Annotated in this window: 24 protein-coding genes; 11 read left to right on the plus strand and 13 right to left on the minus strand. The window is 65.5% G+C overall.

From position 1 onward, the window contains the following. Window positions 1-38 precede the first annotated feature (38 nt). Entirely contained in the window at window positions 39-773 is a 735-nt protein-coding gene (locus tag CH275_RS09135; RefSeq protein WP_094677179.1) for an ABC transporter ATP-binding protein, read from the minus strand. Window positions 774-848: 75 nt separating this feature from the next. On the opposite strand from CH275_RS09135, the gene CH275_RS09140 reads away from it, so the two are divergent. Continuing rightward, window positions 849-1613, plus strand: coding sequence for a deoxyribonuclease IV (locus CH275_RS09140; protein WP_094677403.1), 765 nt, complete (start codon window positions 849-851; stop codon window positions 1611-1613). Here CH275_RS09140 and CH275_RS09145 read toward each other — a convergent pair. The 5 genes from CH275_RS09145 to CH275_RS09165 all read right to left on the minus strand — a co-directional run bounded on the left by CH275_RS09145 (window position 1591) and on the right by CH275_RS09165 (window position 6190). Next, entirely contained in the window at window positions 1591-2301 is a 711-nt protein-coding gene (locus tag CH275_RS09145; protein WP_143546716.1) for a hypothetical protein, read from the minus strand. The genes CH275_RS09140 and CH275_RS09145 overlap by 23 nt on opposite strands. A gap of 56 nt (window positions 2302-2357) precedes the next feature. After that, window positions 2358-2873, minus strand: a complete 516-nt coding sequence (locus tag CH275_RS09150; RefSeq protein WP_094677407.1) for a DUF309 domain-containing protein — start codon at window positions 2871-2873, stop codon at window positions 2358-2360. Window positions 2874-2883: 10 nt separating this feature from the next. Next, window positions 2884-4161 (minus strand): multidrug effflux MFS transporter, encoded by a 1278-nt coding sequence (locus CH275_RS09155; RefSeq protein WP_373453693.1) that lies wholly within the window; start codon window positions 4159-4161, stop codon window positions 2884-2886. 99 nt (window positions 4162-4260) lie between these two features. Then, window positions 4261-5205, minus strand: a complete 945-nt coding sequence (locus CH275_RS09160; RefSeq protein ID WP_094677183.1) for an aldo/keto reductase — start codon at window positions 5203-5205, stop codon at window positions 4261-4263. A gap of 52 nt (window positions 5206-5257) precedes the next feature. Then, entirely contained in the window at window positions 5258-6190 is a 933-nt protein-coding gene (locus CH275_RS09165; protein ID WP_094677185.1) for a DNA-3-methyladenine glycosylase family protein, read from the minus strand. 122 nt (window positions 6191-6312) lie between these two features. Here CH275_RS09165 and CH275_RS09170 point away from each other — a divergent pair, with 122 nt between their 5' ends. Then, complete coding sequence (locus tag CH275_RS09170; protein ID WP_094677187.1) at window positions 6313-7506, plus strand: MFS transporter; 1194 nt, start codon at window positions 6313-6315, stop codon at window positions 7504-7506. Between the two features lie 112 nt (window positions 7507-7618). Then, complete coding sequence (locus CH275_RS09175; protein ID WP_094677189.1) at window positions 7619-8158, plus strand: ribonuclease H family protein; 540 nt, start codon at window positions 7619-7621, stop codon at window positions 8156-8158. A gap of 16 nt (window positions 8159-8174) precedes the next feature. On the opposite strand, the gene CH275_RS09180 is transcribed toward CH275_RS09175, so the two are convergent. Both CH275_RS09180 and CH275_RS09185 read right to left on the minus strand, forming a co-directional pair. Then, the gene (locus CH275_RS09180; RefSeq protein WP_094677191.1) at window positions 8175-9059 is read right to left on the minus strand and encodes a pirin family protein; all 885 of its coding nucleotides are present in this window, start codon (window positions 9057-9059) and stop codon (window positions 8175-8177) included. A 98-nt stretch (window positions 9060-9157) separates the two neighbouring features. Then, on the minus strand, window positions 9158-9532 hold the full coding sequence (locus CH275_RS09185; protein ID WP_094677193.1) for a hypothetical protein: 375 nt from the start codon (window positions 9530-9532) through the stop codon (window positions 9158-9160). Between the two features lie 228 nt (window positions 9533-9760). Between CH275_RS09185 and CH275_RS09190 the strand changes: the two genes are divergently transcribed. After that, window positions 9761-10261 (plus strand): GNAT family N-acetyltransferase, encoded by a 501-nt coding sequence (locus CH275_RS09190; RefSeq protein WP_094677195.1) that lies wholly within the window; start codon window positions 9761-9763, stop codon window positions 10259-10261. A 34-nt stretch (window positions 10262-10295) separates the two neighbouring features. After that, window positions 10296-10676 carry a hypothetical protein gene (locus CH275_RS09195; protein ID WP_094677197.1) on the plus strand — a complete coding sequence of 127 codons (381 nt, stop codon included), beginning with the start codon at window positions 10296-10298 and terminating at the stop codon, window positions 10674-10676. Here CH275_RS09195 and zapE read toward each other — a convergent pair. After that, window positions 10632-11546 carry a cell division protein ZapE gene (gene zapE / locus CH275_RS09200; protein WP_094677199.1) on the minus strand — a complete coding sequence of 305 codons (915 nt, stop codon included), beginning with the start codon at window positions 11544-11546 and terminating at the stop codon, window positions 10632-10634. The two genes, CH275_RS09195 and zapE, sit on opposite strands and share 45 nt — an antisense overlap. A 60-nt stretch (window positions 11547-11606) precedes the next feature. On the opposite strand from zapE, the gene CH275_RS09205 reads away from it, so the two are divergent. Together CH275_RS09205 and CH275_RS09210 are read left to right on the plus strand one after the other, a co-directional pair. Then, window positions 11607-12167 carry a TetR/AcrR family transcriptional regulator gene (locus CH275_RS09205; RefSeq protein WP_094677201.1) on the plus strand — a complete coding sequence of 187 codons (561 nt, stop codon included), beginning with the start codon at window positions 11607-11609 and terminating at the stop codon, window positions 12165-12167. A gap of 44 nt (window positions 12168-12211) precedes the next feature. Continuing rightward, complete coding sequence (locus CH275_RS09210) at window positions 12212-13243, plus strand: glycerophosphodiester phosphodiesterase family protein (RefSeq protein ID WP_179276054.1); 1032 nt, start codon at window positions 12212-12214, stop codon at window positions 13241-13243. A gap of 16 nt (window positions 13244-13259) precedes the next feature. On the opposite strand, the gene CH275_RS09215 is transcribed toward CH275_RS09210, so the two are convergent. Then, window positions 13260-14147, minus strand: coding sequence for an oxidoreductase (locus CH275_RS09215; protein ID WP_094677205.1), 888 nt, complete (start codon window positions 14145-14147; stop codon window positions 13260-13262). A gap of 35 nt (window positions 14148-14182) precedes the next feature. Between CH275_RS09215 and CH275_RS09220 the strand changes: the two genes are divergently transcribed. Then, window positions 14183-14392, plus strand: coding sequence for a DNA-binding protein (locus tag CH275_RS09220; protein WP_094677207.1), 210 nt, complete (start codon window positions 14183-14185; stop codon window positions 14390-14392). Between the two features lie 3 nt (window positions 14393-14395). Here CH275_RS09220 and CH275_RS09225 read toward each other — a convergent pair whose 3' ends face one another. Together CH275_RS09225 and CH275_RS09230 are read right to left on the minus strand one after the other, a co-directional pair. Next, window positions 14396-15202, minus strand: coding sequence for a pentapeptide repeat-containing protein (locus CH275_RS09225; RefSeq protein ID WP_094677209.1), 807 nt, complete (start codon window positions 15200-15202; stop codon window positions 14396-14398). A 43-nt stretch (window positions 15203-15245) separates the two neighbouring features. After that, the gene (locus CH275_RS09230) at window positions 15246-15650 is read right to left on the minus strand and encodes an MmcQ/YjbR family DNA-binding protein (RefSeq protein ID WP_094677211.1); all 405 of its coding nucleotides are present in this window, start codon (window positions 15648-15650) and stop codon (window positions 15246-15248) included. Window positions 15651-15711: 61 nt separating this feature from the next. On the opposite strand from CH275_RS09230, the gene CH275_RS09235 reads away from it, so the two are divergent. From CH275_RS09235 to CH275_RS09245, 3 genes are read left to right on the plus strand one after another with little or no spacing between them, the layout of a single operon-like run. Continuing rightward, complete coding sequence (locus CH275_RS09235) at window positions 15712-16491, plus strand: putative protein N(5)-glutamine methyltransferase (RefSeq protein ID WP_094677213.1); 780 nt, start codon at window positions 15712-15714, stop codon at window positions 16489-16491. Window positions 16492-16533: 42 nt separating this feature from the next. Then, window positions 16534-16824, plus strand: a complete 291-nt coding sequence (locus CH275_RS09240) for a hypothetical protein (protein WP_094677215.1) — start codon at window positions 16534-16536, stop codon at window positions 16822-16824. 45 nt (window positions 16825-16869) lie between these two features. Then, complete coding sequence (locus tag CH275_RS09245; protein ID WP_094677217.1) at window positions 16870-17571, plus strand: type 1 glutamine amidotransferase domain-containing protein; 702 nt, start codon at window positions 16870-16872, stop codon at window positions 17569-17571. A gap of 7 nt (window positions 17572-17578) precedes the next feature. Here the strand turns inward: CH275_RS09245 and CH275_RS09250 are convergent, their stop codons facing one another. After that, window positions 17579-18469 carry an NADP-dependent oxidoreductase gene (locus CH275_RS09250; protein WP_094677409.1) on the minus strand — a complete coding sequence of 297 codons (891 nt, stop codon included), beginning with the start codon at window positions 18467-18469 and terminating at the stop codon, window positions 17579-17581. Window positions 18470-18571: the final 102 nt, after the last annotated feature.

An 18571-nucleotide genomic window follows, 5' to 3' on the forward strand; every position in this document is an offset into this window, starting at 1 on the left:
CTTTTGTCGAGGAGGTTTGTTGGAAACGGAATGCGCCATTATCGGACCGTCTCCAGCTTCTTCATTCGCTCGAGTACGGCGTCTGCCGTGGGCGAGTTCAGCTGATCGATGACGGCACCGTCGGCGAGAAACACGACGCGGTCGGCGTAGCTGGCTGCGCGTGGATCGTGGGTGACGATGACGACGGTCTGATCGAATTCGTCTGCGGCAGTGCGCAGAATCGACAGCACCTCGCCGGACGAGCGAGAATCCAGGTTGCCGGTGGGCTCGTCGCCGAACACTATGTCGGGTCGGCCGGCCAGTGCACGCGCGCACGCCACTCGCTGCTGCTGCCCGCCCGACAGCTCGCTGGGGCGGTGATCGAGGCGGTCGCGCAGGCCCAATTTGTCGACCACGGTGTCGAGCCATGCCTGGTCCGGTGCGCGGCCCGCGATGTCGAGCGGCAACGTGATGTTCTCCAGCGCCGTCAGTGTCGGCACCAGATTGAATGCCTGGAACACGAATCCGATTCGGTCCCTGCGCAATCCGGTCATCTCCTTGTCGGAGAGCGCCGTCAGTTCGGTGTCGCCGATGGTCACCGTGCCCGAGGATGCGTTGTCCAACCCGGCGAGGCAGTGCATCAGTGTGGACTTGCCCGAACCCGACGGTCCCATGATGGCCGTGAATTCTCCGCGGGCGAAGTCGACGCTCACCCCGGACAGTGCGTGCACCTGGGTGTCGCCGGAACCGTAGACCTTCGATACGTCGACCGCACGTGCGGCAATGTCGCTCATGGGCTCCAGTGTTTCAGTGTTCGGCGGCGGTCGCTATCAGGGGAGACCCTGAACATGACCACTATGATGGGCGTCATGCGCATCGGAGCACACGTTCGCGACAGCAGCGACCCTCTCGGTACGGCCGAGGCGCTCGGTGTCGACCTCGTCCAGATGTTTCTCACCGATCCGCAGAAGTGGAACAAGCTCACCCCACATCCACAGGGCGAGGCGTTGCTGACCGGCGACGTCGACGTGGTGGTGCACTCGTCGTACGTCCTCAACGTCGCGAGCCTGAACAATCGAATCCGCATTCCGTCCCGCAAGGCCGTCGTCGAACAGGCCGCTGCTGCGGCCGAGATCGGGGCTATCGGTCTGGTCGTCCACGGCGGTCACGTCCGCGAGGGTGAGGACACTGCCAAGGGAATCGACAACTGGCGCAAGCTCTTCGAGCGACAGGCCGAGCAGGGCGGCTTCGCCGTTCCGATCTTCGTCGAGAACACCGCGGGCGGCGACTCCGCGATGGCCAGGCACTTCGACGACATCGCTCGTCTGTGGGATGCGATCGGCGAGTTCGGTGCCGGCTTCTGCCTGGACACCTGCCATGCGTGGGCCGGGGGTGAGGATCTCGTCGACGTCGTCGATCGCATCAAGGCCATCACTGGACGAATCGATCTGGTGCACCTGAACAATTCGCGGGACGAGTTCGACTCGGCTCGGGACCGGCACGCGAACCTCGGAACCGGAACCATCGACGCCGAGATCCTGACCGCCGTCGCGTTGGCCGCCGATGCGCCGGTGATCCTCGAGACTCCGCCCGAGGGCATCGAGGACGACGTCAGGCTGCTGAAGAGCCTGTAGCAGCGGCTGCCACCGTTGTCAGGTGGTGGACGGCTACCGACCACAGCCGGATCAGCTCGTCGACCCCCTGCAGTTCGCCGGCCCAGCGGACTCGTGCCGCCGTGGTGCCGGCATCGGTGACGGTGATCCTGACATCGATCGCGTACTCGCGGTTCGGCTCAGCAGATGCGTGGTCACGCACGATGATCTGCGCCCCGGCACGTGAGGCGAGCGCGGGATAGTTGCGGGTGAGCGCGTAGTCGCGACCGCCGTTCGGCACCGAGTCCAGTTTCCTCGAGACATCGTCGACGAGGTTCGTGCAGTGAGCGGGCACGTCGGTGTGAACGGCGGGGAGACGAACCGGGTGCACTGCGCGAGTGCCCTCGAGGTCCAGGTCGACCAGCACGCCGGCCGAGGAGCCGCGTCGGTTGTTTCTCTGCCAGGTGCAGATGGCCGACCCGAGGGCTGCGAGCAGGAGGACGCGGTGCCGGTGTGCGCTGTACTGCAACGGGAACGTCACCGAGGTCTGCTCGAATGTCGTGGACTGCTCGGCGAGCAGCGGCCGCTCCGCCGGTGTCAGGACGGCGACCCAGTACGGAACCTGTTCGGCGACCTCGGTGCACAGGGTGCGTCCGAGCTGAGCCGGGCTGATGGTCTCCCCGCCCGAGAGTCCCTGTCGCGCGACTCTCAGCGGTGCGAACACGGTCACGCCGAGGAACCCCACTTCCGGTGCAGATTGTCCTAGCCTTACCTAATTCTCCAAGGCTAGCTCGAGCCGGAATCGGGTGCCAGCACACCCCGGCTCGGACCGGTGGCGCGCAGCATCGGAATGCCGGGGGAGACCGGCAGGGTTCCGGTCTCCAGATCGTCGAGCAGCCCTTCGGACCAGGCCAGCAAGCCACCGACGTCGACACTGTGCGGAGGGTCGGCTTCGAAGCCGATCAAGCGATCGTGTCCCTGCCGAAGCAGCGATGCGGCACCGATGCGATTACCGCGCAAGAGGTGAGTCAGCCCGACGGCGAGCTGGGCGAGACCCTGCCACAACGGGCGCTCGTCGGTCGGGCAGCTCTTCCACGTGCCCTCTAGTACTTCGTGTGCGTGGAACGGCATGTTCGCATCGAGAAACCTCTGCGCCTCGACGAGAGCCGCGCCGGGCGGAAGCCGTACGTCGTCGGGCACTCGGGGAGTTCCGCTTCCACCGCGGGCGAGAGGCCGCCCGAGACCGTCGCGAGGCCTGGCATTGAGGGGTTTACCGCGCGCATCGCGCTCGCGTTCGGTCATGGCGGTCACCCTAGTGGGTGGGTGCAAGTCCCTCGGCCGGTTGCCGCGCAGACGACCGCGCGGTGATGACGCCCAGAGCGATCAGTGCTGCAGCGGATGTCACGACCATGGTCGTGGACACGGCCACCGCATCGTTTCCGAGTGCGCCGACGACAGGGGCGACGATGGCACCGAGACCGAACTGTGCCGCTCCGAGAAGTGCAGCAGCACCACCTGCGGCCTCACCGTGCCGGGACAGCGCGAGCGCAGGTGCGTTGGGCATCACGAATCCGACGGCCCCGAGCACGAACCACAGAGGGACGACGAAACCTGCCATACCGCCGGTCCCGGTCACCGCCAACGCCACCATGACTCCTCCGGCGACGACGCCGAACGACAGTGCCGACAGCACGATCTGTACCGGTGCGAAGCGTCCGAGCAGCAGGACGTTGAGCTGGGATGCACCGATCAGGGAAATCGCGCCGGCGGCGAAGACGATCGCGAACTGCTGCTCGTCCAGGCCGAACTCCTCCTGCAGCACGAACGACGACCCGGCCACGTAGGCGAACAGCGACGACATCGCCAGCGCGGCGACCAGGACGAGGACGACGAACTGGGCGTCACGCAGCAGCGAGCGGTACGTACGCAACACCGGCATGACGCCACTGGCTCGACGACGCTCGGGTGGCAACGACTCGCGCAGCGACACGATGGCCAACGTCATCAGGCCGACGCCCAGGATCGCCAGCGCCGCGAAGACGAGACGCCATGATCCGACCAGCAGCACGGCACCGCCGAGGGACGGAGCCAGTACGGGTGCGACGCCCATGACGAGCATCAGACGCGACAGCACGGTGGCGGCAGCGCGGCCGGTGAACAGATCACGCACGATGGCCATCGCCACCACCGCTGCGGCAGCAGCTCCGAGACCCTGCACCACGCGTAGGCCACCGAGAACGGCGATGTTCGGTGCCACGATGCACGCCACGGAAGCGAGGATGTGCACCCCGGTGCCGACGATCAAGGGAAGCCGTCGCCCGACGATGTCCGATAGTGGCCCGATGACGAGTTGGCCGAGGGCGAGTCCGACCAGCGTTCCGGCGAGGGTGAGCTGCACGGCGGACGACGGAGTGTTCAGGTCGTCGGCGATCGCCGGAAGCGCCGGCAGGTACATGTCGATGGTCAGTGGCCCGAGGGCGATGAGCGCACCGAGTACGAGAATCACCCGCAGGCGTTCCCGCGATGTCGGCTCGGTCGTCGTGCTCGACAGGGCCGAGGCAGAGGTGTCGGGTGCCGAGGTGTCGGTCACAGACGTGTTCTTCGCTGACGTGTTCGTTGCTGGGGCCACCCGAAAGTCAGCAACCGGGGCACTTGTTCTGTTCCCGTTGCTGACTACAACTTTCGTGTTCTATGCCACCGAGTCGGACAGGACGGTCAGCTTCTCGACTTCCTGGCTGGTCAGAGCCAAGGACGGTGCGTCGAGCAACGCGGGCAGCTGAGAAATTCTGCTCGCACTGGCAATGGGCGCGGTGACGCCCGGACGTGCCAGCAGCCACGCCAGCGCAACGCTCGAAATCTCTGCGGATCGCGATTCGGCGATCTCACGCAGACCCTGCACCACATCGAGCCCGGCATCGGAGAAGTACCCCGTGGTCAACCGCTCGCGCTGTTTGCCGGCCAAGTCCTCGCGGGTGCGGTACTTACCCGTCAGGAATCCGGAGGCGAGGGAAAAGTAGGGAAACACGCCGAGGTCGTTCTCGACGGCCAGCGTCTGCAGTTCGCCCTCGTAATCGCGGCGAGCGACCAGGTTGTAGTGCGGCTGCAGCGCGATCGGAGCGGCGAACCCGTTCGCTTTCGCCAGCTCGAGCCACTCTCGAACCCGCGCGGGGGTGTAGTTCGAGATGGCAACGTAGCGAACCTTACCTGCCGTGACCAGCTCGTCGAACGCGGCGAGGGACTCGACGAGCGGAGTCTTGTCGTCGTCGTAGTGCGCGTAGTAGACGTCGATGCGGTCGGTCTGCAGCCGGGCCAGCGACGCGTCGGCGGCGGCTCGGATGTTGTCCGGGGCCAACCCGCGGAACTCGGGATGTTGGCTGACCTTGGTGGCGATGACGACGTCGTCGCGGTTGCCGCGGGCGGTGGTCCAGTTACCGATGATCGTCTCGGATTCGCCCCCGGAGTTACCGTCGGCGAACGCCGAGTACGAGTCGGCGGTGTCGACGAAGTTGCCCCCACCGGCGGTGAAGGCGTCGAGAATCTCGAAGGACGCAGCCTCGTCGCTGGTCCAGCCGAAGGTGTTCCCGCCGAGGGCGAGCGGAAAGATGTCGAGATCGGACGTGCCGATGGCAACCATGAACAAACCCCTTACGTTGGCGTACAACTCGACTGTACGAGCAGTCGAGCGCTCAATGCCACGTGTGATCCACCAGAGCGGTTCGCGGACCGAACTTCGGCTTGGTCGCCTTCCCGCTCAGGTACAGCAGGCGAACTGCGCGATGCCGATGCGGTGCCAGGGGCTGCAGATACTCGACCATCTCGGCGTCGTCGATGGGCCTCCCCAGCAGCGACCAGCCCACCACGGCCGCCAAGTGATAATCGCCCACCGACAACGCGTCGGGATCCCCCAGGGCTCGCTGTGCGGTTTCCGCCGCAGTCCAGACACCGACACCCGGTATCGCCCGCAGTCTGCGCTGCGCATCCTCCGGTGTCATCGTCGACGCTTCCTCGAGGCGCCCGGCTGCCCGCGCGGCACGGACGATCGTCTTCGACCGGGCCGGGTCGACGTTGGCGCGGTGGTAGTCCCAGGACGGGATGTGCCGCCACACGTCGGGCGTCGGGAACACGAACATCGGCTTGGGAGTGGGCCCCGGTGCCGGGTCGCCGAACTTGCTCACCAGATAACGCCACGAACCGAACGCCGAAATGCCGTGTACGCGTTGTTCGATGATCGCCGGTATCAACGCCTCGAGTACCAATCCGGTTCGGCCCAGACGTAGGTGTGGCAGCTGCCGATGCGCTTCCCGCAGAATCGGGTGCTCCGGTGCGAACGTGCCGGCGTCGTCGTCGCGGCCGAGCAGCGCGGGCACCGCGTCCAACAGTTCGGGTGCGCCGGGACCCCATGCCCGGGCCTGGACGCTGGTCGGCGAGGTCTGGGCCAGACGGTAGGTCACCGGACCCGAGCTCATCCTCGACGTGCGCCAGATTCCGCCGTCCGGCGTCGACTCGTAGGTGGGATCGCCGCGACCCCGACGCAACGGCGACAGCGACATTCGCACGTCGAGCCGCGTCTCGGACGTGACGAGGCGTACGGTTCCGCTCGACTCGGTGGCGTCGGACATTGCGGTTCGTCACCTCCCGGACTGTCAGGGCCAGTGTCGACGGTGTATCTCTGGCAGAGCCCAGTCAACACCTTCGGCGGAGTCGCCGGGAAATATCGTGCACCCGCACAAGGAGGACAACCGTGACTCGATCGAGTGCAGCATCGTTCGTCGGGGTCGCATTCGCGTTCGTCGTCGCGATGATGGGTACGACGATGCCGACGCCTCTCTACGCGTTGTACGAGGTCGAATTCGGGTTCTCCGTATTCGTGGTCACGTTGGTGTTCGCCGCGTACGCCGTGGGCGTGCTCGGCGCACTGTTGGCCTTCGGTCGCTGGTCCGATTCGCTCGGTCGGCGTCCGATGTTGCTGGCGGCCATCGCTTTCGGTCTCGTCAGTGCTGTGGTGTTCGTGACCGCGGACTCACTGGCGGCCTTGGTGATCGGGCGCGTGCTGTCCGGTATCTCGGCCGGGATCTTCGTGGGTACCGCCACTGTGACCCTGCTCGAACTGGTTCCTGACACGTGGCGTGACCGGGCTCCGGCGATCGCCACTGCCGCCAATATCGGAGGTCTGGGTCTCGGACCGCTGGTGGCAGGTCTGTTGGTGGAATACCTGCCGCAGCCCTTGCGGCTGACGTTCTTCGTCGACATCGCGCTGCTTCTCGTGGCTGCGGCCGCGGTGTACTTCGCGCCCGAGACCGTCCGGGTCGCTGCTGGTGCGCGTCCGCACGTGCAGCGACTGTCGGTTCCGGTGGAGGTGCGCGGTACGTTCTTGCGCGCTGCGGTCGGTGGGTTCGCCGGGTTCGCGGTACTGGGGTTGTTCACCGCCGTCTCACCGGGATTCATCGCCGGTGTGCTGGGGATCGACAATCACGCCGTCACGGGTGTGGTGGTGTTCGCCGTCTTCGCCGCGTCCGCGACAGCCCAGATCGCGCTGCGCGCAGCCGATCCGGCATCGGCTCAGCGCTGGGGCTGCCTGGTGTTGGTGTTCGGTCTGGCGCTGCTTGCCGCGTCGTTGCTGCTGACGTCTTTCATCGTGTTGGTGTGCGCGGCGCTGCTCTGCGGAATCGGGCAGGGCGTGACGTTCAGCAACGGTATGTCCGCGATAGGGGCGGAGCTTCCGCCGCACCGTCGTGCCGAGGTGACCTCCACCTTCTTCGTGGTTCTGTACGTTGCGATTTCGGTGCCGGTGATCGGCGCAGGGGCTGCGGCGACAGAGTGGGGTCTGGTGACTGCGGGGGTGGTGTTCTCGGCGTTGATCGCGGCGCTGGCAGCGGTAGCGTTCGTACTGCTCACCGTCGACGGCAGAAGATCCACGGGTACCAGGACGTCGTGACCCGGTTCGGCGAGATCCATCCGCAGTACCGAGTACTGGATCTGCAAGTACCCCGATGTTCTCGAGCGAGTCACCCGGAGTTTGTCGGTGGCCCGACGTAGGGTCTGAGACCGTGATCATCGTGAGTACGGACGGCTCGTGTCTGCGTAACCCCGGCGGAGCAATCGGGTGGGCGTGGGTCAATCACACGGGGCCGAGCAGCTCCGGCGGTGAGCCCTCGGGCACCAACCAGGTAGCCGAGCTCCGTGCCCTGCTCGAGGCAGTTCTGGCCCACCCCGGCCCCGAGCCGCTGTTGATCGAGTCCGATTCTCAGTACGCAATCAAGTGTGCGTCCGAGTGGCTCGCCGGCTGGAAGCGCAAGGGCTGGAAGACTGCGAGTGGCACTCCGGTACGCAATCTCGAGCTCGTGCAGAACATCGAGCGGGCAATCACCGACCGTGAAGGGCCCGTCCGGTTCCGATGGGTCCGCGGACATGTCGGCAATCACTTCAACGAAGCAGCCGACGCCTTGGCAGGCGAAGCTGCCCGGGCCATCGCAGCTGCGGGTGCGAACGCCGGATCCAAGCCGGCCGAGACCAAGCCGGCCGAGACCAAGCCGGCTGGGAGCGCTGCACCGCAGTCCTCGGAGCCGGAGATCGCGACGCTGTTCTGACGGCCGTGCTCGGTGATCAGCCGCGAGGTTTCATGCGGGCGTTCGGAAGTTCGGGCGCATGGAGACGCGGCCCGGGATAGCCCTCGACGGTGCCGAACTGGCCGTTCTCGGCCTCGTAGGCTGCTCGATACTCGACGACGTCTTCGTGACTGCGGCCGACGAAGTTCCACCACATCACGATCTGCTCGCCGAACGGTGGACCGCCCAGCAGCAGGAACCGAACCGGCTCCTGCGTCGAATTGTGCAGGTGCAGCTCGTGTTCACCGTGTTCGACATAACCGAGTTCGGCAGGGCCCAGATCGGCGTCGGCCAAAGTCACCGATCCTCGGTCGACGATGATCCCGTGCTCGAACGTCGGATCGACCTCGAGCGTGACCCGCGCGCCGGCGTCGAGAACCATCTCTGCCCCGAGCAGCGGTGTATACGTCGACACCGGCGAGGTCTCGCCGAGCGCAGTGCCGAGGAAGACCCGGGCGGACAGTCCGGGTGCAGTGATCGGTTCTGGCACATAGTGCTCGAATGCCGGAGCCACGAAACGAGATACGGCCGGAAGCGCGACCCACAATTGCATGCCGTGCAGGATGTCGGTCTCCGGTGTGGAGACTTCGGAGTGACTGATGCCCTGCCCGGCCGTCATCAAGTTCAGTTCGCCCGGCCGGACCATGGCGTGCGAACCCACACTGTCGCGGTGCTCGATCTCGCCGGAGAACAGCCAACTGACCGTCTGCAATCCGGTGTGCGGGTGCGGTGCGACATCCATGCGTGAGCGCTCCGGGCCGTAGTGATCGGCGAAGCACCATGCGCCGATGAGGGATCGGTCCTTGTGGGGCAGGGTGCGACGAACCTTCATGGCGCGAGGGCCGCCCAGTGGAACTTCACGAGGGGTGAGGACCTGGATCATGTGTGCTCCCGGATATCTGTCTGGGCTGGTCCGAGCGTGGTGCACAGACTCGACTATGCCGTGCAACCGTTGTTGCTCGCGCACTGTTCCTCGACCGATTACCGAACGAGCGATGCAGTTCCGCTGAGTGCACGCATGTCGTAGGACTCGGCAACGCCGTGCTGATCGGTGGATCCGTCGTGCACGGTGTACAGCACTGCGTACGAGGTGAAGGTCGCCGGCTGCGTGTCACCGTTGTCGATGGTGACGCGGGGCAGCACCACCAGTAGGTGGGTCCGGTCGCCGTCCGAGAGAGTCTTCACGACGGTCCGCACCTCGAACCCCAGATCGGATCGGGTGACGTCGGTGGATTCCAACGTCTCCCCGCTGAGAACGAGCTGCGCCGCCCAGACGCCGGCAGATCGATGGGCGTCGACGGTTCCGGTGATGTCGTCGCCGCTGAAGTCGTAGTGGTTCGCCGCTGTGAATGCCATGGTCACAGGCTATTACTGGGTGGCGGAAAAAACTTCGAAAGAATTTCCCATCCGATACCCATCCACCCGGCGAGGGGCGGCGAATAGAGTCTGAGACACCCGCTGCTGCTGTCGCCCCCGACCGCCGTCAGTAGTGGGTGTCTCCCTTAATTTCAGGGGCCAGGTGCCCCTCGCACAGGTGGAGCGGTGCACCCGAATGGTCGCGGCGGATTCCCTACCATCGACTTCATGGCGTTTCGTATCGTTCCCGTCGACGGTGAGTCCTGGCGGTCGTTCCGTGATCTCCGGCTCGAGATGCTGGCAGATTCACCGAAGGCCTTCGTCGAAACTCTGGATGCTGCGTCCCAGCAGTCGGACGACGACTGGCGACGGAGAGCCACCGCCGCGAATTCCGAGTTGTCGTGTGGCTTCGCCGCAGTGGACGACGCGGGTCGGTGGGTCGGCATCATGCGGGCACGGGTCGAGGACGGTAGGACATTTCTGCTGGGCGTCTACGTCACGCCCCTGCTGCGCGGCGAAGGTCTGGCGGATGCCCTTCTGCTCGAAATCGAGAGATGGGCAGGTGAACGAGGGGATGACCAGCTGACGTTGGAGGTGCACGAGCACAACGAACGTGCCCAGGCTTTCTATCGGCGCAGGGGGTTCAGCGCGACCGGTCAGACGGTTCCCTACCCGTTGGCTCCGCACGAGCAGGAAACTGTGATGACCAAACCACTCGTGGCGAAATAGCTTCGAGCTCATCGACCGCGCCTAGGCTGCCACTGTGTCCAAGACAGACAGCGTGCCGTCGGTCGAAGTACTGGCGTTGCTTCGGCAGGATCGCAGAGACATTGCTGCTCGGTTGCTCGCCTCCGCCTTCGTCCCGGTCATCGACGACCCCTACCCGTTGACGACGGGCGCCCGGCTGGGTGAATCGCTCGCCCGCGACGCAGGCATCCGAGTCAGCACTTGGTCGTGGAGCATCCGCCGCAATCCCGACGCCACCCTCGCGCGCCTGATTCTCGAACTGGTTCTGCTCTGGGAACGGGCGGGGCTGGCGTGCCGCGGGCTGGCGCTCGATGCCAACGAGGTGGTCCTCCTCGCGCACGGCGAAGAACTGCTACGCGCCGGCGGCGTCGACGCTGTGCGTCGCGCGCTCGCGTGACGGCGAGCCCAGCTCGCTGAGTCGGCTCATCAATCGGTCGGTGTCGAGACCGGCACACCCGACGGCGAATTCGTGCAGCGGGACCGATGCGTGAAAGTCGGCACGCACGTCCTGGTCGTACAGGACATCCACGAGATTGGCGAAGCGCTGAGCAGCGAATTCGTTCACACTCGCAAGAGCGGGAATGTCTGCGATCGTCAGAGTCGTTGCTGCCTCGACCATCCGAAGGTAGTCACCCGTCGAACGAGCGGCGCAGCACAGCTCGGCAAACGTGTGCCCGCGCCGCGCAGGGTGCAGACTCCACGTCCCCGACGCGAATCGAGATCCACTGGTACCGGCGGCACGGTAATCGACGGGACCGTCGACGCAGATCACGTCGAGGTTCTTCTTCAGCTTCTCGATCGTCGGCACGAATGTCGGGTGGAACAGCGGATTCGGCAGCAGACCGTCGGGCGCGTAGTTCGAGGTGACGACCAGGACGACACCGCGGGCGAAGAGGGCGTCGAGCATGCGTGTGATGAGGCGGGCGTCGCCGATGTCGTGGACGTGGAATTCGTCGAAGCACAGCAGGGCTGCGGGAGTGGAGTTCGTCGTGAGGATGTCGTCGATGGCAGCGTCGATCGAGAACCTGTGGCGAAAGTACGCCGCGTGCAGGTCGCGGAAGAAGCTGTGGAAGTGCACGCGCTTCTTCGCCGAGATGCCGACATTGTCGAAATAGGTGTCGAGCAGCCAGGTCTTGCCGCGGCCGACGGGCCCCCACAGGTAAACGCCCTTCGTGCCGGTTGTCGACAACGCCTCCGCGGCTGCGGCCTGGGCGTGGTCGAGGGCGAAGTCGGTATCGAAGGTGTGTCGCGGTGCGGCAGGTCTCATGAAACGAACCGTACGCCGACGGACTCTACATTTGTAGAGTCCGTGTGTAGGCTCACTGCCATGGATCGCCGAACCGCCATTGCCGACGCCGCCCTCACCGTCGTTGCTCGAGACGGCCTGCGCGCGTTGACTCATCGTGCGATCGATTCGGCGCTCGAGTATCCGGCCGGATCCACGTCCTATTACTTCCGCACCAAGGCCGATCTACTGGCGGCGGTGGCCACCAGGCTGGTCGAGTTGTCGCACAACTCGTTCGTGGACATTGCCGACAACGAGACCGATGTCGCCACGGTGGTCGGGCAGTATCTCCACGATGCGCTCACGCATCGCATGGCGGAGTTGCGTGCTCGCTACGCGTTGATGCTCGATCCTACTGTTGCGCAGGATGTTCGAGACGTGTTGGCTCACTCGCTCTTCTCGCTCGAACGGGCCAGAGAGCTGTTCGACGATCCCGCTCACGGAGACGGGCTGGTCTCGCTCTGTGAGGGCCTGGTGGCCGATGCGGTGTTCGCCCGCCGAGCATCGAACGGCGTTGCAGCGCTCAGTCTCCCGGTCGCCGTCTACCTCCGCGGTGCCGGGAGTTCACTGCGAGGGAACTCTGTGGACACCGGCCTCGCGTAGTTTCGCCGAGCATGCGATACGGTCGGTACTTTTCCCTTATATGCATGGCCGCTGTGGCTCTGGCGGGGTGCGGAACCGAATCGACCGCAGACCCGGCTTTGCCGGAAGGTGCTGCTGCGCAGCTCGATTCGTTCGACCTCCAGGCGCATCGCGGTGGCCTGGGCTTGGTCACCGAGAGTACGATCGAATCGTTCACCAACGCACTGCAACTGGGAGTGAACACGCTCGAATTGGACACCCAGATCACCGAGGACGGCATCGCGGTCGTCACCCACGACCGCAAGGTTTCCGACAAGAAATGCGTCGATTCCGGTGCGCTCACACCGGGAGATCCGGAGTTTCCGTACGTCGGGAAGTTCGTGAACACACTGACTCTCGCGCAGATTCGCACGCTGGACTGCGGGGCGCTGACTCTCGCGGACTACCCGGAGCAGCAGCGCGTGCCAGGTGCTCGCATACCGACGCTCACCGAGGTGCTGGAGCTGGTGAAATCGGTCGACGCTCCGGACGTGAAGCTGAACGTGGAAACGAAGGTCGAGGCAGGCAGCCCCACCGAGACCGCTCCTCGCGAGCAGTTCGTCGACACAGTGCTCGAAACGATCCGGGAAGCAGGCATGCTGGACCGGATCACGGTGCAGAGCTTCGACTGGGGCGCTCTGAAGCTGGTCCGAGACGCCGAACCGGAGGTACCGGTGGTGGCGCTGACCAACGGTGACTTCTTGCAGGTGGGCCAAGAGGGCTCTTCGCCTTGGCTCGGCGGAATCGACATCGATGATTTCGGTGGAGATGCGATCGCCGCCATCGATTCGTTCGGAGCCTCGGCCTACTCGCCGGTGCAGGGAAGCCCGCAGAGCGGCAAGGTCGGCGACCCGGACTTCGAGCTCTTCGTCAATCGGGCAATGGTCGATTCGGCCCATGAACGCGGAATCCGGGTGATCCCGTGGACCGTCGACGACCCCGACACGATGCGTGCCTTGATGGACCTGGGCGTCGACGGCCTGATCACCGACTACCCCGACCGCGTGCGCACCGTCATGGCCGAGCGCGGACTCCCGCTGCCCGACCCAGCACGGTGAGCGCGCGGCCGAAGAGTCACAACGGGTAGCCGACTCCGGTGAGCTTCTCGCTGACGTCCCACAGTTTCGCTGCGAGCGCGGGATCCTGTGCCATGCGTGTCATCGACGCCGGGCCCGGCTTGCCGCGTGACTCGAAGAGGGATGTGGGGCCGCTGTAGGTGCCGCCGCCTGCGACGTCGACAGCATAGATCGTCGGAAGCGCTCCGGCACGGGCCGATTGGGAGACGAACTTCAGTCCGATGGGTGCCAGTGCCGCCAGGATCTTGTTGCTGCCCAAGCCATCCGGGCTCGAATAGAGCTCGGTCGACGAGATACCGGGGTGTGCGGCATTGCTGGTGATCTTCGATCCGGCCTTGTCGATCCGACGCTGCAATTCCAACGCGAACAAGATGTTCGCCAGCTTGGAGTTCGCGTACCCGCGCTGAGCGCTGTAGCCACGCTCGAGCTGGAGATTGTCGAAGTCGAGCTTGGGGCGCTGCCGATGTGCGACGGAAGCGATCGTGGTGATCTTCGCGTCGTCGGCGAGCTTGGGGAACAGCAGGCCGGTCAGCGCGAAGTGGCCGAGGTGATTGGTGCCGAGCTGCAGCTCGAACCCGTCCGCGGTCTCGGTCCGCGACGCGGGCATCATCACGCCGGCATTGTTGATCAGAATGTCGATCGACTCGGGGGCCGACGCGGCGTACTCACGTACCGACGCCAGGTCGGCGAGGTTCAGGGTGGCCGTGTCGACGGTGCCGTTCGGTGCTTCCGCACGAATCTTGGCTGCTGCGGACTCGGCTTTGTCCTGGTTACGGCACGCGAGCGTCACGTGGTCGCCGCGCCCGACGAACTCCAGGGCGGTGAAGTAGCCGATACCGGTGTTCGCTCCGGTGATGACAACGCGTCTCTGCTTGGTTTCGGGCACGGCGTCAGGCTACCGGTCTGTTTTAAGATGCGCCCGTGAGCAGAACAGAAACCGGTGAACATCCGGACTTTCCGAAAGGCACCGGAAATCCTGCGTCCCGAGCTTTCCGTGCGGCGGGCTACCTGTGCCTGGACGATCTCGCAGATGTACCCGCGGCCGAGCTGAAGAAGTTGCACGGAGTCGGCCCGAAGTCATTGGCCGTCGTCCAGGCCGCGTTGGAGGAGACCGGTCGATCGCTCGGCTGAAGGTCAGGCCCAGTGACTCGGACGCGTCAAGGATTCGGGTAGCTGTGTTGCTCGATCACCACGTGCCGCGTTGATCTGGAACTGGGTCGCGAAGATGCTCCCCCGCAGGTCCGCCCCTCGCAGGTCGGCACCCCGGAGGTCTGCGCCGATCACGTCGGCCAGCCGCAGGTCGGCCCCTCGAAGGTCGGCTCCGATGAGATACGTGCCGCGCAGGCTCGCGCCGCGCAGATCGGCACCGGCGAGCTTCGCGCCGATCATGTCCCGCCCGCGATAGTTCTTCTTCTTGCCCGCAACGTCGGCGCGTACCAGGTCACTTGCGTCCAGCAGTACGTCGTTGACCCGTGCTCGCAGCGCGGACACATCGACCGACATCACGATCTCGGGAGTTGCCGAGGTGAGCGCGTCCAGTTCGTCGTACTCACGGTCGATCCGGTTGTGCAGGGGCGCAGTCGATGTCCTGTCACGCGCATCCGCCAGATACCAGAGCAACTCGTGCACGTCGCGCATGATCGGGAACACCGCGAACATCTCCGACGAGTTCGATGGCTGCTGTCGCCAATCCCGTCCCTCGAACATCGACCGAGACACCTTCTGGCCCGCACCGAAGCAGTCGTACACCGTGCACCCCGGAAAACCCTTCTTCCGCAGCGTCGAGTGAATGCCGCACCGCGAGTCCTCCAGGAGGTTGCGGCACGGCTCACCTGCCGCCTTGTCGACAGCGAAATCCGACGACCTCGCGAAGGGCAGAGCGACGCAACAGAGTCCGAAACAACTGCCGCAGTCGGCCAGCAGGTTCTCGGGCGCATGCATACGTCCACTCTGTCCTTCGACGCAAGGCCGGGTCAAACGAGATTCACTCGGGTGGATCGAGAAGCGCGACCAGTTTCTTCGGTGCCCTGGTGCAGTAACTCTCGGTGATCAGCTCGCCGAGTTCGACGCGGTCCACCGAGGCGGCCAGCGTCATGCCGAGGATCTCGGGACCCCAACCGGGGGCGAAGAAGCCGGCCCGCGAGGACAGCGCGTCGAGCTCTGTTCCGCTGGAACGGAAGATGAGAACGTGGGCCGGGCCGTCGGTCCCCGCCGCCTTCGCGAACGCGGGCGGAGTGCCGCCGACGATCTCGAGTACATGGGCGAAGGTGCGCCCGCGTACCCTCCAGCGCGTACCGACCCACGCCTGCTCCTCGTACGTCTCGGGCAGCGCCAGGCACATCCGACGGATCGTGGTTTCCCAGTTCATCGGACCCCTCTCGTGCGACATACCGGGCTACAGTATTTCAGCGGGGGCAGCTGGACGCACAGCATTCCGGGAGGCACCGTCCATGGCGGAACTCGAGTACGACGAGGTGGTGTCCTCGCTGCGCGGTGCCGGGTGCGTGTTCGCCGAGGAGGAAGCCGAGATCCTCGTCGAGTCGGCCCCGAACTCGGACGAGCTGACGGAGATGCTGGGGCGTCGTATCGCTGGTGAACCGCTCGAACACGTCGTCGGGTGGGTGTGGTTCTGTGGTCGACGCATCGCTGTCGCACCGGGAGTGTTCGTACCGCGACGCCGCACCGAGTTCCTGGTCGAATGTACTGCGGCACTGCATCCTTCGACGCTACTGGACCTGTGTTGCGGTTCCGGAGCGATAGGCCTGTCGGTCCCGGGTGTCACCGAATTGCACGCCGCCGATATCGACTCAGTGGCAGGGGAGTGTGCCTCGAGAAACCTCGCCGACGTCGGGGGCACGGTGCCGGTCGGTCGCGTACATTGCGGCGATCTGTACGACGCGCTGCCGCCGGAGCTGCACGGCAGGTTCGACGCGATAGTCGTCAACGCACCCTACGTCCCGACAGGGGATATCGGGCTGATGCCGAGAGAGGCGCGCGACCACGAGCCGCACATCGCGCTCGACGGCGGTGCGGACGGCGTTCGCCTCCATCGGCGGGTTGCCGCAGGAGCCGAAGAGTGGCTGGCCCCGGGAGGATGTCTACTCATCGAAACCAGTGCCCTGCTGATGAATTCGACGCTGCGGGCCGTCGTCGACGCCGGATTGGTCGGCCGTATCTGCGAATCGGAGACATCGGACGCCGTCGTGGTGATCGGTTCGATGGGCGAGTAGCGATTCGCATATCATCGAGAGAGTCGAACACGGGGGGAAACGATGCAGTTCCTGGTGATGAGTCGCCGCCGCGTCGAGCAGTTCTCGGACGAGGATTTCGCGGCTGTGCTGCCCGAGGAGACCGAGGCGGTTCGGGCGCTCTACGCGGACGGCGTCGTGCGCCAAATCTGGCTCCGCGGGGACGTGGCGGGTGCCGCTTTCGTCGTCGAGGCAGAGAACGCGTCCGTCGCCCAGTCGACGATCGACGCACTGCCGATGGCGTCGTCCGGGTTGTCCGAGTTCACGCTGATTCCGCTCTCTCCCTATCGCGGATTCGGTCCGGTAGCGACCTGACGTCGGTTCGGTTTCGATCATGGGTCTCCGTGGCATGTATCCACCATGACTACATTGCTGTTCGCGGTAACCGCTGCCGACCACTGGACATTGAACGACGGAAGCAAGCACCCCACCGGGTACTGGGCCGAAGAGCTCGTCGAATCTCACCGCACATTCGTCGACGCCGGGTGGGACATCACGGTGGCGACGCCCGGTGGCAAGGCACCGGTCGTCGACCAGGGCAGCCTGGCGGTCGACGCCAACGGCGGTGACGAGCAGAAGGTTGCGGATCAGAAGAGCTACCTCGCCTCGATCGAGTCGATCCTGTCCTCGCCCGCAGTGCTCGAGGACCAGAAGGCGTCCGACTTCGACGTCGTGTTCGTCCCCGGTGGTCACGGCCCGATGGAAGACCTCGCCGTGTCCGAGAGCTTCGGCGCTCTGGTGGTCGAGTTCCTCGACGCGAACAAGGTCGTCTCCGCGGTGTGCCACGCGCCTGCCGCCCTGCTCCCTGCCGTTCGCGCGGATGGAACCTGGGCGTTCGACGGCTACGAGCTCACCGGATTCACCGACGAGGAGGAGACCCAGGCCGGTCTCGCCGACAAGGCCCCGTGGTTGCTCGAGACCCGACTGCGCGAGAACGGCGCGAAGTTCGACTCGACCGACGCGTGGGCACCGAACGTCGTCGTCGACCGGAATCTGTACACCGGACAGAACCCGGCCTCGACGCGTCCGCTGGCGGAGAAGCTGGTCAGCGCTCTGAGCTAGGACTCGATCAGGGGGTGAGCAGCCACCGCCCGCGCACCCCCTGGGCCGACGCCTCGTCCTGCGCTGTGCGGGCGTGTTCCAGCGCAAGGGTGCCCGCGACGCGCACCTCGATCGCGCCGCTGACCACCAGTTCGAGTAGCTGGGTCAACCTCGTACCGTCATGTCGGACGGAGACTGCTGTCGTCGCGATACCTCGTTCGCCGTCGGGTACCGCAGGCGGCAGCACACCGACGTAGTTACCGTTGTCGTGGACTGCGGCCAGCGCAGCGCTTCCTAGGGCCGCGGTATCGAGGACCGCGTCGACGGGATGCGCGTCGGCGATGCTGCTCACGACCGATGTCGCGCCGGCACGCAACACGAACTCACGGTCGCTCTCGCGCGCGAGGGCTGTCACCGTCCATCCTCGATCTGCTGCCAGCGCAACGGCGAATCCTCCGACGCCGCCCGCAGCTCCCGTCACGAGAAGGGTCCCGACCGGGCCGGCGAGGTCGAGGGCCTGGTCGGCGGTGAGGATGTTCAACGGGATCGATGCTGCGTCGATGGTTGCGATGCCGTCCGGAACCGGTGCGACGGCATCGACCGGAAGCACGACGAATTCGGCATATGTGCCAAGTGACGTCGTCGGGTCGGCGCGCAGACCCACGACTCGCGTTCCCACTGTCGGCGAGGAGACGTCTGTACCTACGGCGTCGATGATTCCGGATACGTCCCACCCGAGGCCGACCGCGGTGCCTGCGGGGACCACACCCGCGTGCAGCAGTCCGTTTCGGGTTGCCACGTCTACCGGGTTCACACCCGCCGCGGCCACCGATATTCGTACCTCACCGGGCTTCGGCTCGGGCACGTGCTGATCGGAGAACTGCAGTTCGTCCTTGCCGTCCGTCACTACTGCGCGCATGGTGTTCGCGTCCTTTCGATGATCGATGCTGTTGCTGGCCGAGCGGTTGCAGATCGATCCTGTCGGTGGCACTCTCCATTGGGAAGTAGGCACCCGAAAGTG

The organism is Rhodococcus sp. 06-235-1A (genome assembly GCF_002258785.1).
Lineage (GTDB): Bacteria > Actinomycetota > Actinomycetes > Mycobacteriales > Mycobacteriaceae > Rhodococcoides.

Bases quoted from the DNA above. Each gene is read 5' to 3' on its own strand.
- CH275_RS09245 (WP_094677217.1), top strand. From the start codon at position 16,870: ATGACTACATTGCTGTTCGCGGTAACCGCTGCCGACCACTGGACATTG.
- CH275_RS09185 (WP_094677193.1), bottom strand. From the start codon at position 9,532: ATGGCATTCACAGCGGCGAACCACTACGACTTCAGCGGCGACGACATC.
- CH275_RS09205 (WP_094677201.1), top strand. From the start codon at position 11,607: ATGGATCGCCGAACCGCCATTGCCGACGCCGCCCTCACCGTCGTTGCT.
- CH275_RS09180 (WP_094677191.1), bottom strand. From the start codon at position 9,059: ATGATCCAGGTCCTCACCCCTCGTGAAGTTCCACTGGGCGGCCCTCGC.
- CH275_RS09210 (WP_179276054.1), top strand. From the start codon at position 12,212: ATGGCCGCTGTGGCTCTGGCGGGGTGCGGAACCGAATCGACCGCAGAC.
- CH275_RS09135 (WP_094677179.1), bottom strand. From the start codon at position 773: ATGAGCGACATTGCCGCACGTGCGGTCGACGTATCGAAGGTCTACGGT.
- CH275_RS09230 (WP_094677211.1), bottom strand. From the start codon at position 15,650: ATGTCGCACGAGAGGGGTCCGATGAACTGGGAAACCACGATCCGTCGG.
- CH275_RS09250 (WP_094677409.1), bottom strand. From the start codon at position 18,469: ATGCGCGCAGTAGTGACGGACGGCAAGGACGAACTGCAGTTCTCCGAT.
- CH275_RS09140 (WP_094677403.1), top strand. From the start codon at position 849: ATGCGCATCGGAGCACACGTTCGCGACAGCAGCGACCCTCTCGGTACG.
- CH275_RS09235 (WP_094677213.1), top strand. From the start codon at position 15,712: ATGGCGGAACTCGAGTACGACGAGGTGGTGTCCTCGCTGCGCGGTGCC.
- zapE (WP_094677199.1), bottom strand. From the start codon at position 11,546: ATGAGACCTGCCGCACCGCGACACACCTTCGATACCGACTTCGCCCTC.
- CH275_RS09150 (WP_094677407.1), bottom strand. From the start codon at position 2,873: ATGACCGAACGCGAGCGCGATGCGCGCGGTAAACCCCTCAATGCCAGG.
- CH275_RS09165 (WP_094677185.1), bottom strand. From the start codon at position 6,190: ATGTCCGACGCCACCGAGTCGAGCGGAACCGTACGCCTCGTCACGTCC.
- CH275_RS09190 (WP_094677195.1), top strand. From the start codon at position 9,761: ATGGCGTTTCGTATCGTTCCCGTCGACGGTGAGTCCTGGCGGTCGTTC.
- CH275_RS09225 (WP_094677209.1), bottom strand. From the start codon at position 15,202: ATGCATGCGCCCGAGAACCTGCTGGCCGACTGCGGCAGTTGTTTCGGA.
- CH275_RS09160 (WP_094677183.1), bottom strand. From the start codon at position 5,205: ATGGTTGCCATCGGCACGTCCGATCTCGACATCTTTCCGCTCGCCCTC.
- CH275_RS09240 (WP_094677215.1), top strand. From the start codon at position 16,534: ATGCAGTTCCTGGTGATGAGTCGCCGCCGCGTCGAGCAGTTCTCGGAC.